The sequence below is a fragment of the Phenylobacterium sp. genome (assembly GCF_036263695.1).
Lineage (GTDB): Bacteria > Pseudomonadota > Alphaproteobacteria > Caulobacterales > Caulobacteraceae > Phenylobacterium.
Genome location: NZ_DATAGM010000075.1, coordinates 1 through 12,987, shown reverse-complemented (window position 1 = coordinate 12,987; position 12,987 = coordinate 1). Strand labels below are relative to the sequence as shown.

Genomic DNA, 12,987 nt, shown 5'->3' with positions numbered 1-12,987 from the left:
CAGGAATGGATCTTCGCGCCGGGCGGCATGGGAGTGTTCGACCCCGGCATCAACGCCCTGTCGATCGTCACCCACATCCTGCCCGAAGCGTTCGGCCTGCGCAGCGCCCGGCTGACCTTCCCGAGCAATCGGCAGGCGCCGATCGCCGCCGATCTGGCCTTCGAGGACGCCAACGGCGCCCCGATCGCGGCCGAGCTCGACTTCCTGCACGCCGGCGAGCAGCGGTGGGACATCGAGGTGGAGACCGACGCTGGCCGGCTGGTGCTGTCCAAGGGCGGGTCGGAGCTGACGGTGGACGGGGCGGCGACAGGTCCAGCGGGAGCGCACGGCCCGCACGCGGAGTACGCTCCGCTCTACGCCCACTTCGCCCGGCTGATCGCCGAGCGCCGCAGCGACGTGGACGTGGCCCCGTTCCGCCACGTGGCCGACGCCTTTATGCTCGGCGAGCGGGTGGAGGGCCCCGCGTTCGAGTTCTGAGCGGCTAGAACTCTTCCCACTCGGCCGGCTCCTCCGCCAGCTGCCTGACGGTCTTCAGGGCCGGGGCGGCGTAGCTGCGGTGGGCGCCGCCGCTGATCGAGCCGCGGTCGCTGGTTGGGCGGTCGAGGCCGGTGCGGAAGCGGCTGACGAGCCGGACCAGCTCGCCGACCTCGTTCTGCAGCGCGTGGCTGGCGGCGGTGGATTCCTCGACCATAGCGGCGTTCTGCTGGGTCGCGTGGTCCATCTGCGAGACCGCGGCGTTGACCTGGGCCAGGCCCGTGGCCTGCTCCTGGGCCGAGGCGGCGATCTCCGATACCAGGCCCGAGATCTCGGCCACCCGCGCGACGATGCTCTCCAGCGCCTGGCCGGTCTGGCCGACCAGCTCCACGCCTTGGCCGACCTGCTGGGTGGAGGCGGAGATGAGCGCCTTGATCTCCTTGGCCGCTTCGGCCGAGCGCTGGGCGAGCGCCCGCACCTCCGAGGCGACGACGGCGAAGCCGCGGCCGGCCTCGCCGGCGCGGGCGGCCTCGACGCCGGCGTTGAGCGCCAGCAGGTTGGTCTGGAAGGCGATCTCGTCGATCACGCCGATGATCTGGCTGATCTGCCGCGCCGAGCCGGCGATCTGGTCCATGGCCGCGACGGCCTCGCGGACCACTTCGCCGCTGCGTTCGGCCTCCTGCTTGGCGCCGCCGACGGCGGTGTTGGCCTGGATGGCGCCCTCGGCGGTGCGTTTGACGGTCGAGGTGATCTCCTCGAGCGCAGCGGCGGTCTGCTCAAGCGTCGTGGCCTGCTGTTCAGTGCGCCGGGCGAGCTCGTCTGCGGCCCGGACGATCTCGGACGCGCCGGCGTTCATGCCATCGGTCGTTTCCGTGATCTTGCCCAGGGCCGAGGCGAGCTCCGCCAGCGCGACCTCGAGGTCTCGCTTCAGCGGCAGGTACTCTTCGGGCAGGTTCTCCTGCATGCGCGCCGTCAGGTCGCCCTTGGCGAGCGCCGTAAGAACCCCGTGAAGACTTCCGAAGGCGCGCTGCTGCTCCTCGCGGCGGCGCGCCAGGGCCTCGTCGGCGGCCCGCTGGGCGCGGACCTGGTCCGACACGTCCGCGCCCCAGAGCATGTACTGGTAGGGCCGGCCATCGGGGCCGCACAGCGCGTAGTAGGTGCCGAAGAAGATGAGTTCCCGCCCGTCCTTCGTCAGCCGCTTGAAACGCTCGCTGACCGGCTGGCCGCTGCGCAATGCGGACCAGAAGGCGTCGGAGCCGTCGCCGCGCTGCTCCGGATAGACCAGGATGTCATGGTGGCGGCCGACGATCTCGGAAAGCTCGTAGCCCATCATCTGCAGGAACATCTCGTTGGCGCTGCGGATGGTGCCGTCGAGCTCGAGCTCGAGGTGGCCCTGCCGGCCCCCGAGCGCCTTGAACATGGTCTCCAGGTGCCGAAGCCGCGCGTCGGCGGCGTCACCTTTGCTTCGGCGGAATAGGCCGGTCATCGCAGACGTTCCCCCTGGGCGGCGCTGCACGCGCGCCGCTCGCCAGCGACCATCTGACGCAGCGTCGGTAAAGGTCCCGCTAACAAGCTGACGCGGGACCGGCCGTGAAAAGCCTACAAGGTGAGTAGGAGAAAAACTGGAAGCGCCTTCATCAAAAAGCCTACTTACTCGATAGGTATTCCAAACTATGGCTCGGCTCGACCACTTGCTTGGGGGAGCCGCCATGTCACTAACGCCAGTCCGCAGAGCCGCCGGGCTCGCAGCCCACGCCGCCGTCGGAGTGCTGATCTGGGCTTGCGCGCATCCGGCCCTCGCGCAGACCGCGGACGAGGCCGCGGCGGCCAACTCGGCAGCCGCCTTCAGCGAGGGGGTGACGGAGGCTCCGGTGGAGGAGCCGTCGCCTGTCGCCACCGGCGGGACGTCAGCTGCGCCGCGCCTCGACCCGCAGGCCGCCCGCATCGATGCGCTCGAGGCCGAGCTGCAGGAGCTGCGCGGCATGATCGCCGACCTGAAGGGGTCCACGGCCGCCAACATCGCCGCGGTGCGCGCCGACCAGCGGGCCAACACCGTCACCATCGCCAACGGTCGGCCGACCATCGCCAGCGGCGACGGGCAGTTCACCGCCGCCTTCCGGGGCGTCTTCCAGCTGGACGCGGCCCATTACGACCAGGACGCCCCGCGGTCGCTGGCCACCGACTTCCGCCGTGGATCGTTCGGCGACGCGGTCGAGAATGAGCGGGCGCGCGACCTGAACGACGGCGCCAATTTCCGCCGCGCCCGGTTGGGCGTGGAGGGCAAGGCGTTCGGCGACTGGGAGTACAACTTCCTCTACGACTTCGGCGGCTCGGGCGTCGAAGAGGCCGGCCGGATCAGCGCCGCCTGGGTGCAGTACAACGGCCTCGGCCGCTGGAAGATCAGGGCCGGCGCCTTCTCCCCGCCGGGCGGTCTGGAAGAGGCGGTCTCCACCAACGGCTCGCTGTTCGCCGAGCGCGCCGCGGCCTCCGAGCTGATCCGAGGCATCGCCTCTGGCGACGGGCGGACGGCGGCCATGCTTTGGGCCAACGGCGAGCGCTGGACCGCCTCGCTCGCCTGGACCGGCAATCTGATCGGCTCCCAGACCTTCGATGAGCAGTCGGCCTTCGTCGGCCGGCTGACCTACGTGCCCGCCCGCGGGACGGACTGGCTGGTCCACCTGGGCTTCAACAGCACGGTGGTGATTGAGCCGCCGGCCAGCGGGCCGGACGTGGAGAACCGCGTCCCGACGAACATCCGACTGCGGGAGCGGCCGGAGATGCGGGTCGACGGCACGCGGCTCGTGGACACCGGCAACATCGACGCTGAGGGCCTCTCGACGCTCGGGCTGGAGTTCGGGGCGCAGCGGAAGAACCTCTACGTGCAGGCCGAATGGTTCGGCATCGACGTCCAGCGGCGCGCCAGCGTGCTGTCCGATCCGAACTTCTCCGGCTGGTACGTGCAGACCGGCTGGACGATCACCGGCGAGCCGCGCCGCTATCAGCAGAACAACGGCACCTTCGACGCCCCGCGCGGCGAGAAGCCGTTCAGCTGGAAGGACCGCTCGCCGGGCGTCTGGGAGCTGGGCCTCCGCTACTCGGTGCTGGACCTGAACTACCTGGCGGGCGGGCCGGGCACGGCCCCCGTCGCCTCTGCGATCCGCGGCGGCGAGCAGGAGATCTTCACCGCCGGCCTGAACTGGTACCCGAACGCCAACGTCCGCTTCCAGGCCGCCTGGCAGTACGTGACCGTCGACCGCCTCTCGCCTGGCGGAACCGCCTTCGGCGCCGCCCCGGCGACGCCCCCCGCGGGCGCCCAGGTCGGCCAGGACCTCAGCATCTGGTCCTTCCGCACCCAATACGCCTTCTAATCGGAGCCCACTTAGATGAGCAGCTTCACCCATCCTTCCCGACGCGCCCTGATCGCCGGGGGCGCCGGCGCCGCCGCGGCCCTCGCCGTCCCCGGTCTCGTCCAAGCGCAGGCGGGGAAGGGGATCACCCTTCTCAACGTCAGCTACGACCCGACCCGCGAGCTCTACAAGGAGGTCAACGCCGCCTACGCCGCCTACTGGAAGAAGCAGACCGGCCAGTCGATCGGCATCCAGCAGAGCCACGGCGGCTCGGGCAAGCAGGCCCGCTCGGTGATCGACGGCCTGGCCGCCGACGTGGTCACCCTGGCGCTGGCCTACGACATCGACGAGATCGCCCAGCGATCCAAACTGCTGCCGGCCAACTGGCAGTCGCGCCTGCCGCACAACTCCGCTCCGTACACCTCGACGATCGTTTTCCTGGTCAAGAAGGGCAATCCCTGGAAGATCCGGGACTGGGGCGACCTGGTGAAGCCGGGCATCGAGGTGATCACGCCCAACCCGAAGACCTCCGGCGGGGCGCGGTGGAACTACCTGGCCGCCTGGGCCTGGGCGCTGAAGCAGCCGGGCGGCAATCCGGCCAAGGCGCAGGCCTTCGTCCAGCAGCTCTACAAGCAGGTGCCGGTGCTCGACACCGGGGCGCGGGGCTCGACGACGACCTTCGCCCAACGAGGCCTGGGCGACGTGCTGCTCGCCTGGGAGAACGAGGCGCACCTCTCGATCGAGGAGTTCGGGCCCAAGTTCGACATCGTCTATCCCTCGGTGTCGATCCTCGCCGAGCCGACCGTGGCGCTGGTCGACAAGGTGGTCGACCGCAAGAAGACCCGCCACCAGGCGACCGGCTACCTGAACTTCCTCTACAGCCCCCTGGCCCAGGACCTCATCGGCAAGCACCACTTCCGCCCGCGCGACGCCAAGGCCGCCGCCAAATGGGCGCGCAAGTTTCCGAGGATCCCGCTGGTGACCATCGACGATACGTTCGGCGGCTGGCGGAAGGCCCAGGCGACCCACTTCGCCGACGGCGGCGTGTTCGACCGCATCTACAAGCCGGGATAGGGAATGGCCGCTTCGAAGGGCTTGGGGCGCTGGCGAGAACACAGCGTCCTGCCGGGCTTTGGCCTGGCGATGGGGTTCACCCTCGTCTACCTGTCGGCGATCGTCCTGATCCCGCTGGTCGCGCTCGCCGTGCGCCCTTGGGAGCTGGGCGTGGACGGGGTCGTGCGCACGCTCACCGAGCCGCGCGTGCTGGCGGCGTTGAAGCTGAGCTTCGGCGCCTCGGCGCTGGCGGCCCTCGTCAACGCGCCCTTGGGCCTGCTCGTGGCATGGGTCCTGGTCCGCTACGAGTTCCCCGGCCGGCGGCTGCTGGACGCCCTTGTCGACCTGCCGTTCGCTCTCCCCACGGCCGTGGCCGGCATCGCGCTGACCGCGATTTATGCGCCGAACGGGCCGATCGGGAGCCTGGCGGAGAAGATCGGCCTGAAGACCGCCTTCTCGCCGATGGGCGTGTTTATCGCCCTCTTGTTCATCGGCCTGCCGTTCGTGGTGCGCTCGGTGCAGCCGGTGCTGCAGGATCTCGACCGCGAGGTGGAGGAGGCGGCCCGCACGCTCGGCGCCACGGACCTGCAGCGGATCGTTCAGGTGGTGCTGCCGGCCGTCACGCCGGCGCTGCTGACGGGCGTCGGCCTCGCCTTCGCACGGGCGGTCGGCGAGTACGGCTCGGTCATCTTCATCGCCGGCAACCTGCCGCTGATCTCCGAGATCGCGCCGCTGCTGATCATCATCAAGCTGGAGCAGTACGACTACGCCGGCGCCGCGGCCGTGGGCCTGGCGATGCTGGCGATCTCCTTCGGGGTGCTGCTGGCGCTGAACCTCGTGCAGACCTTCCTCTCCCGGCGAGGCGTGGCATGAACCCTCGGATCGAACTCCCCGGGATCGCGCCGCTGCTGGTCCTGGCCGCCGTAGCGGTCCTGACCGTGCTGATCCTGCTGCCGCTGGGTACGGTGTTCGTCGAAGCGTTCCGCAACGGCGTCGCCGGCTACCTGGAGCCTCTGCGCGAGCCGGACGCCTGGTCGGCCATCCGCCTGACGCTGACCGTGGCGGCGATCTCCGTGCCGCTGAACGCCATCTTCGGCGTCGCCGCCGCCTGGGCGATCGCCAAGTTCGAGTTCAAAGGCAAGAGCGTCCTCCTGGCCTTGATCGACCTGCCGTTCTCCGTCTCGCCCGTCATCTCGGGTCTCGTTTGGGTGCTGCTGTTCGGGGCCCACGGCTGGTTCGGGCCGCAGCTGGAGGCGGCGGGAATTAAGGTGATCTTCACGACCACCGGCCTGGTGCTGGCGACCCTGCTCGTCACCCTGCCGTTCGTCGCCCGAGAACTGATCCCGCTGATGCAGGAGCAGGGCTCGGACGAGGAGGCGGCGGCGATCACGCTCGGGGCCGGCGGCTTCACCACTTTCTTCCGGGTCACCCTGCCCAACATCCGCTGGGCGCTGCTCTACGGGGTGCTGCTCTGCAACGCCCGGGCGATGGGGGAATTCGGCGCGGTCTCCGTGGTGTCCGGCCACATCCGCGGCCTGACCAACACCCTGCCGCTGCACGTGGAGATCCTCTACAACGAGTACGATTTCGTCGGGGCCTTCGCCACAGCCTCCCTGCTGGCGGGCCTTGGCCTGGTGACCCTGATCGTCAAGACCGGCCTCGAACTTCGATACGCCGGTGAACTGCGGGCCATGCGCCGCCACTGAACGGAAACCCATGAGCCTATCGATCAAGTCCGTCGCCAAGGCGTTCGGCCGCTATCCCGCCCTGCGGGACGTCTCGCTGGAAGCGCGCCAGGGCGAGTTCCTGGCCCTGCTCGGCCCCTCGGGGTCGGGCAAGACCACCTTGCTGCGCATCCTCGCCGGCCTCGAACAGGCCGATGGCGGGGAGGTGAGCTTCCAAGGCGAGAACTTTCTCTCGCTCCCGGCCCGCGAGCGGCGGGTGGGGATGGTGTTCCAGCACTACGCCCTGTTCCGCCACATGACCGTGGCCCGCAACGTCGCTTTCGGCCTGTCCGTCCGGCCGCGATCGCAGCGCCCGCCCAAGGCCGAGATCGACAAGCGGGTCGCCGACCTTTTGCGCCTCGTCCAACTCGACGGGCTGGCGGACCGCTACCCGGCCCAGCTCTCGGGCGGCCAGCGGCAGCGGGTGGCGCTGGCCCGGGCGCTGGCGATCGAGCCGAGGATGCTGCTGCTCGACGAGCCGTTCGGGGCCCTCGACGCTAAGGTCCGCCGTGAGCTGCGCCACTGGCTGCGCCGCATCCACGACGAGACCGGCGTGACGACGGTGTTCGTCACCCACGACCAGGAGGAGGCGCTGGACCTGGCCGACCGCGTCGCCATCCTCAGCGAAGGCGAGCTGGTGCAGGTGGGCCCGCCGCAGGAGGTCTACGAACGGCCCCGCTCGGCCTTCATCTTCGATTTCCTGGGCGCCTCGTGCCGGCTGCCGGGCGAGGTGGACGGCGGCAAGCTGCGCGTCGAAGGCTGGGAGGCGCCCGCGCCGGAGGGCGCCCCGCAGGGGCGGGTGGACGTCTTCTTCCGCCCTCACGAGGTCTCGCTGCTGCCGCCCAATGAGTCGGGCGTTTCCGCGACGGTGCGCAACATCTTCGCCGCCGGTCCGGTCACCCGCGTGGAGTGTGCGGTCGGCGACGAGCGCCTGGAAATTCACGGCTCTGCCCAGAGCCTGCCGGAGGGGCTCGCGGCGGGCCAGCCGGTGAAGCTGAAGCTGGTGCGGCCGAGCCTGTACCCCGCAGCCTGACCCCACTCCGCTCATCCCGGCGAAAGCCGGGACGAGCGGTCAAGCGGGACGCGCAGTCAGCTCAGTTGAGGCGCCAGTAGACGTCGCCGTCGGGCCCTGCCAACGCCTCGCCCGCACGGCCGACCGGTTCGGTCTTGCCGTTGGTGAGGAAGTCGATGGCGGCCTCTTCGGACGGCGGGACCTTGGCGAGGAACCGCTGGCCGGCGGGGCCGCGGCCGACGATGACCCCGAATTTAGGCCGACCGTCGCGTTCGTAGAGGACCGTGTAGGTCTCGATGGTCCCGGGGCCGGTGTAGGCCTCATCGAGTTCGGGCACGGGCTCACGGGCTGCGTCAGCCTCGGCCTGGAAGTCGAAGTCGCGGCGCACCGTCTCCAGCGGGAAAGGCTCGCGGCTCAGCACGATGGTGTGGTTGTTGGTGGCGTAGCCGCCGTTGGCGAAGAGCAGGCCCTTGCGGCCGCTCTCGCGCAGCTTCAGCACCATGCTGACCACGGCGTGGCTCATGTAGTTGCCGATGGGGCCGCCGCCGAAGGTCAGGCCGCCGAACACGGTGGCGGGCTTCTCCACCGGCCAGCCGATCACCCGCCGGGCCATCTTCGGCACGCAGGGGAAGCAGCTGTAGAGCTCGACGAAGTCGAGGTCGGATGCGGTGACGCCGTTCAGCTCCAGCGCCCGGTTCAGCGAGACGGCCATGCTGACCGAGCGGTCGTAGCGGTCGCGCCGCAGGTAGTCGCCGGGCTCGTGGGCGGCCGCGCCGGCGCCGACGAAGACCAGCCGGTCCTCGGCGACGCCTGCCTCGCGAGCGGCGGCCAGGCTGGTGACGATGAAGCCGGCGCCCTGGTTCACCGAGGAATTGGCGACCATCAGCTTGTTGTAGGGGAAGGCGATAGGCCGGTTTTCGGAGGAGGGCGTGACGATGGCCTCCGGCGGCGTCGGCTTGCGGATCCAGGCCCCGGGGTTCTCCGCCGCCACCTGCGAAAAGCGCGACCAGATCTCGCCGCTCTCGGCCTGGGCCTGCGCGAAGGTCTGGCCGTACGCGGCGCGGCCGGCGTTCTCGTAGAGCGGGTAGACATCCACCGGCGCGGTCAGGCCATAGCGCTGGCGCAAGGAGGGCGGCCCGGCGCGGCCCGTGGCCTGGCGCAGCGGGTTGTGGGCGGAGGGATCATCGCCCGCCTTCAGGGCGGCGAGCTGGGCGGCGGTGCGCAGGGCCTCGCCGCCGGTCACGGCGGCGACCTGGATCTCGCCCTCGGCGATCCGCCGGGCCGCCTCGTTGAGCATCAGGATCGGCGTGTCGCCGCCAGGGTAGGAGCTCTTGTAGCAGAGCTTGGGCGTGATCCCGAGCCTGGCCGCCAGCGGGCCCGAGACGTCGCCGAGCTCGCGGAACGAGAGCTGATCGACCACCGAAAGGGAGTCCAACCGGCCGATCCAGCCGCCGCCAGCGTCGCGGTCGGCCTCCCGCAGGGCGGCCTCCATCAGGCCGACGGGATCGAGGCCCTCGCGCGGGTCCTTCGGCCGGTCGTTGACCTGGCCCACACCCACGATCACCGGGATTCGCGCGGCGTCGTCACTCATCGTCCGGTCCCTCACTCGAAAATATCAGCGGCCCTGCCACACGGGCGCACGCTTCTCGGCGAAGGCGCGGGGGCCCTCGCGGCCGTCCTCGGAGCGCAGCAAGGCGCCGATCTCCGCGCGGGTCTGGGCCCAGGCGGCCTCCTCGGAGGCAATCTTGCCGTGCTGGATCCCGAGCGCGATGCGCTTGGAGGCCTGCACCGCCAGCGGGGCGTTGGCGGTGATCCGCGCCGCCATCTTCAGCGCGGCGTCCAGCACCTGGGCCTGTGGGGCCACGGCGTTGATGAAGCCGAGCTCCAGCGCCCGCTGGGCGGAGATCGGCTCGCCGGTCAGCATCATCTCCATGGCGATCTTGCGCGGCAGCTGTTGGGCCAGGCGAAAGGCCCCGCCGGCGGCCGCGAGGATGCCGCGCTTCACCTCCGGCAGGCCGAAGGTGGCGGTCTCCGAGGCCACGGCCAGGTCGCTGGCGAGCGTCAGCTCCGTCCCGCCGCCCAGCGCCGTCCCGTTCACTGCCGCGATGGTCGGCTTGGAGATGTGGTGCTCGACGTAGCCGGCGAAGCCCCAGGCCTGCTCGCGCTCGCCGACTGCGAAGGGCTCTCGGTTGGCGAGCGCCTTGAGGTCCGCGCCGGCGCAGAAGGACTGGTCGCCCGCGCCGGTGATGATCACCGCCCAGACGTCCGGGTTGCTGTCGGCCTCCTCCAGCGCCTCGCCGACGCCGACGGTGACGGCGCGGTTCACGGCGTTGCGCGCCTCGGGCCGGTTGAGGGTGACGATCATCACCCGCTCCCGGCGGTCGACCAGGACGGCTTCGCTCACGCGCTCACCGCCTCGCCGGCCCCGGCCTCGGCCACAGCCTTGGCCGCGCCGTAGTCGGCCTTGCCGTTGCTGGCCCGCAGGGACCGGTCGGCGACGAAGATGCGCTTGGGCGTCTTGTAGCCGGCCAGCGATTTCCGCACGTGCGCCTTCAGGGCCGCCTCGTCGAGGTTGTGGCCGGGCGCCAGCTCGACGACGGCGGTTACCGCCTGGCCCCACTTCTCGTCGGGTACGCCGACCACCAGGGCGTCCTCGATGCTGGGGTGGGTCTTGAGGGCCTCCTCGACCTCCTCGGGGAAGACCTTCTCGCCGGCGGTGTTGATGCAGGCGTTGCCGCGGCCGAGCAGGGTCAGCGTCCCGTCCGCCTCGACGATGCACCAGTCGCCGGGGATCGAGTAGCGGACGCCGTCGATCACCCGGAAGGTGCGGGCCGTCTTCTCCTCGTCCTTGTAGTAGCCGACCGGGTTAGGGGGGCCGAGGGCGACCAGGCCCCGCACGCCGGAGCCGGGTTCGACCGGCTGGTCGTTCTCGTCGAACACGCGGCAGCGCTCGCCGATCATGAACTTGGCGGTCTTCACCTCGCCCATCTTGGTCATGATCGAGCTGCCCATCCCCAGGGCCTCCGAGGAGGAGAAGGCGTCGCTCAGCATCGCCTGGGGCATGTGCTCCAGCAGGCCGCGCTTCACCTCCAGGCTCCACATGACGCCGGACGAGACGACCATGGCGACGGAGGAGACGTCCCAGCGGCCGGGGTTGGCGTTCAGCGCGTTGAGGATGGGGCGGGCGAAGCTGTCGCCGACGATGGTCAGCGACTGCGGCTTGTGGCCGGACACCGCGTCCAGCATCTCCTCGGCGTCGAAAGTCTCGCCGGTGAGGGTGACGACGCAGCCGCCGGACAGGTGCGCGCCCAGGGCGGTCAGCAAGCCGGTGCCGTGCATCAGCGGTGGGGCGATCAGCACGCGCCCACCCGGGCCGATCTTGCGGGTGTGCTCGCGCAGCTCCTCCAGGGTCTCCGGCACCGTGCCCATCTTCCGGGCGGCGCTGAGGGTGATCTCGCGCAGGTCGTGGTGCGGCCACATCACACCCTTCGGCATGCCGGTGGTGCCGCCGGTGTAGATGAAGAACAGGTCCTCGCCCGACCGCTCGATGTTCAGCGGGGCGCCGTCGCCTTCGTTCGCGAGCTTGTCGAACGTCTCGGCGAAGGCGGCGGTCTCGCCGCTCTCGGAGACTTCGACCCACGTCTTCACCTTGGGCAGGCGCGGACGGATCTGCTCCACGGCCTCGCGGAACTCCGAGGCGTAGACCACGGTCTGGGCATCGGAATTGTCGAAAATGTACCAGACCTCGTCCGGCGTGTAGCGGTAGTTGACGTTGACGTGGGTGAGCCGCGCCTTGAAGCCCGCCGCGACCGCCAGCATGTATTCCGGCCGGTTGCGCATGTAGACGGCGATCTTGTCGCCGGGGACGGCGCCGCGGGCGATCAGGGCCCTGGCGAGGTTGTTCGTGGCGCGCGTCGCCTCGCTCCAGGGGATCGTCCGCTCGCCGTGGATGAAGGCCGGCGCCTCCGGCGGCAGCACCGGTTCGATGGCGTCCAGGATGTCTCCGAAATTCCAACCCACGCGTCTGTCTCCCTAGATCTTTGTCGTTGTGGGGCTTGGCGCCCTCTAGCTCGTGCGAACCTCGCGGAACGGGATGTCCCGGTCCACCTCCGGCTCCTTGGGCAGGCCCAGGACCCGCTCGCCTATGATGTTGCGCTGGATTTGGTCGGTGCCGCCGCCGATGGAGGTGAAGTAGGCGTTCAGCGTCAGGAAGTTGGCGTCCTCCGCCCGCGGATGGTCCGGCCCCTCCAGCAGGCTGGCGGCGCCGAGGATCAGCGTCCGGACGCGCGCCTCCTCGTGCAGGATGCGGCTCATGGCGAGCTTGCCGAGGCTCATCAGCGCCGAAGTCGTGCCCTGCTTCAGGTCCGCCTTGGCCCGGGCGCTGTTGAGGGCGTTGAGCTTCTTCAGGCCCACCACCCTGGCGATCTCCTGGCGGATCAGCGGATCGGAAAGCACGCCGGCCTCGCGAGCCAGCGCGATCAGCGGCTCGCCAGGGCCCTCGGACACTCCGCTGCGGGGGCCTCTGGCGCCTTCGCCCATCACCGAGCGCTCGTAGGCCAGCGCGGTCTGCAGCACGCCCCAGCCCTGGCCCAGCTCGCCCAGCAGGTTCTCGGCCGGGCAGACGGCGTCGGTGATGAACACCTCGTTGAACTGGCTCTCGCCGGTGATCTGCCGCAGCGGGCGGACCTCCACCCCGGGTTGCTTCATCGGCAGGAAGAAGAAGCTGATGCCGCGGTGCTTGGGCACGTCCCAGTCGGTGCGGGCGATCAGCATCCCGTAGTCGGCGCTGGCGGCGTAGCTGGTCCAGACCTTCTGCCCGTTGACGACGAAGTGGTCGCCCTGGCGGTCGGCGCGGGTGCGGACGCCGGCCAGGTCCGAGCCGGCGCCGGGCTCGGAATAGAGCAGGCACATGCCGACCTCGCCGCGCAGCAGGGGCGCGAGCAGCTTGTCCTTCAGCGCCTGGGTCCCGCGCGCGAGCAGGGTGTTGGCCCACAGGTTGGTGCGGTCCTGGCCTGTGCCCGGCGCGCCGACGGCGGCGAACTCGCGCTCGACGATGCGGCCTTGCGCATCGCTCAGGCCCCGGCCCATCCATTCAGTCGGCCAGCGGGGGACGGCCCAGCGGCCCTCGACGACCTTGGCCATCCAGGCCTTGCGCTCGGCCTCGCCCTGCAGCGGGTCGGTCCAGTGCGCAGCAAGCCAGGCGCGGACCTCCTCGCGCAGGCTCTCGTCGGTGACCGGCAGGGCGGCGTCGTCAGCCATGGGCGGCCTCCAGTTCGGCGACGTAGCGCTCGCGGTGGAACGAGGGCCCGCCGAACAGCTGGGCGTCGGCGCGGGCCCGGCGCAGGTAGAGGTGGGCCGGGTGGTTCCAGGTGAAGGC

General features: G+C 70.5%; 10 protein-coding genes and 1 pseudogene. 6 read left to right on the top strand and 5 right to left on the bottom strand.

Annotated elements, in window-relative coordinates; translation table 11 throughout:
• Positions 1–477: pseudogene (locus tag VHK87_RS02860) on the top strand (gfo/Idh/MocA family oxidoreductase); the annotation flags it as partial.
• A 4-nt stretch (positions 478–481) separates the two neighbouring features.
• Here VHK87_RS02860 and VHK87_RS02855 read toward each other — a convergent pair.
• Entirely contained in the window at positions 482–1,960 is a 1,479-nt protein-coding gene (locus VHK87_RS02855) for a PAS domain-containing methyl-accepting chemotaxis protein (protein ID WP_329633388.1), read from the bottom strand.
• 223 nt (positions 1,961–2,183) lie between these two features.
• On the opposite strand from VHK87_RS02855, the gene VHK87_RS02850 reads away from it, so the two are divergent.
• Genes VHK87_RS02850 through VHK87_RS02830 form a run of 5 tightly spaced genes read left to right on the top strand, consistent with a single transcriptional unit; the run spans position 2,184 to position 7,631 of the window.
• Positions 2,184–3,842, top strand: coding sequence for an OprO/OprP family phosphate-selective porin (locus tag VHK87_RS02850; RefSeq protein ID WP_329633387.1), 1,659 nt, complete (start codon positions 2,184–2,186; stop codon positions 3,840–3,842).
• Positions 3,843–3,857: 15 nt separating this feature from the next.
• A complete protein-coding gene (locus VHK87_RS02845) occupies positions 3,858–4,895 on the top strand; it encodes a sulfate ABC transporter substrate-binding protein (protein WP_329633386.1) in 1,038 nt (345 codons plus the stop codon).
• Positions 4,896–4,898: 3 nt separating this feature from the next.
• Complete coding sequence (cysT, locus tag VHK87_RS02840) at positions 4,899–5,747, top strand: sulfate ABC transporter permease subunit CysT (RefSeq protein ID WP_329633385.1); 849 nt, start codon at positions 4,899–4,901, stop codon at positions 5,745–5,747.
• The gene (gene cysW, locus VHK87_RS02835) at positions 5,744–6,580 is read left to right on the top strand and encodes a sulfate ABC transporter permease subunit CysW (protein ID WP_329633384.1); all 837 of its coding nucleotides are present in this window, start codon (positions 5,744–5,746) and stop codon (positions 6,578–6,580) included. Before cysT ends, cysW begins: the two co-directional genes overlap by 4 nt.
• A gap of 10 nt (positions 6,581–6,590) precedes the next feature.
• Positions 6,591–7,631 (top strand): sulfate/molybdate ABC transporter ATP-binding protein, encoded by a 1,041-nt coding sequence (locus VHK87_RS02830; protein WP_329633383.1) that lies wholly within the window; start codon positions 6,591–6,593, stop codon positions 7,629–7,631.
• A gap of 61 nt (positions 7,632–7,692) precedes the next feature.
• Here the strand turns inward: VHK87_RS02830 and VHK87_RS02825 are convergent, their stop codons facing one another.
• The 4 genes from VHK87_RS02825 to VHK87_RS02810 are packed head-to-tail and all read right to left on the bottom strand — an operon-like array spanning position 7,693 to position 12,869.
• Entirely contained in the window at positions 7,693–9,201 is a 1,509-nt protein-coding gene (locus VHK87_RS02825) for an acetyl-CoA acetyltransferase (RefSeq protein ID WP_329633382.1), read from the bottom strand.
• Between the two features lie 24 nt (positions 9,202–9,225).
• On the bottom strand, positions 9,226–10,014 hold the full coding sequence (locus VHK87_RS02820) for a crotonase/enoyl-CoA hydratase family protein (RefSeq protein ID WP_329633381.1): 789 nt from the start codon (positions 10,012–10,014) through the stop codon (positions 9,226–9,228).
• Entirely contained in the window at positions 10,011–11,630 is a 1,620-nt protein-coding gene (locus tag VHK87_RS02815; protein ID WP_329633380.1) for an acyl-CoA synthetase, read from the bottom strand. Before VHK87_RS02815 ends, VHK87_RS02820 begins: the two co-directional genes overlap by 4 nt.
• 45 nt (positions 11,631–11,675) lie before the next feature.
• Positions 11,676–12,869, bottom strand: a complete 1,194-nt coding sequence (locus VHK87_RS02810; RefSeq protein WP_329633379.1) for an acyl-CoA dehydrogenase family protein — start codon at positions 12,867–12,869, stop codon at positions 11,676–11,678.
• Positions 12,870–12,987 lie beyond the last annotated feature (118 nt).

Excerpts from the sequence above, each read along its gene's own strand:
- VHK87_RS02855 (WP_329633388.1), bottom strand. The coding sequence starts at position 1,960 with ATGACCGGCCTATTCCGCCGAAGCAAAGGTGACGCCGCCGACGCGCGG.
- VHK87_RS02850 (WP_329633387.1), top strand. The coding sequence starts at position 2,184 with ATGTCACTAACGCCAGTCCGCAGAGCCGCCGGGCTCGCAGCCCACGCC.
- VHK87_RS02845 (WP_329633386.1), top strand. The coding sequence starts at position 3,858 with ATGAGCAGCTTCACCCATCCTTCCCGACGCGCCCTGATCGCCGGGGGC.
- cysT (WP_329633385.1), top strand. The coding sequence starts at position 4,899 with ATGGCCGCTTCGAAGGGCTTGGGGCGCTGGCGAGAACACAGCGTCCTG.
- cysW (WP_329633384.1), top strand. The coding sequence starts at position 5,744 with ATGAACCCTCGGATCGAACTCCCCGGGATCGCGCCGCTGCTGGTCCTG.
- VHK87_RS02830 (WP_329633383.1), top strand. The coding sequence starts at position 6,591 with ATGAGCCTATCGATCAAGTCCGTCGCCAAGGCGTTCGGCCGCTATCCC.
- VHK87_RS02825 (WP_329633382.1), bottom strand. The coding sequence starts at position 9,201 with ATGAGTGACGACGCCGCGCGAATCCCGGTGATCGTGGGTGTGGGCCAG.
- VHK87_RS02810 (WP_329633379.1), bottom strand. The coding sequence starts at position 12,869 with ATGGCTGACGACGCCGCCCTGCCGGTCACCGACGAGAGCCTGCGCGAG.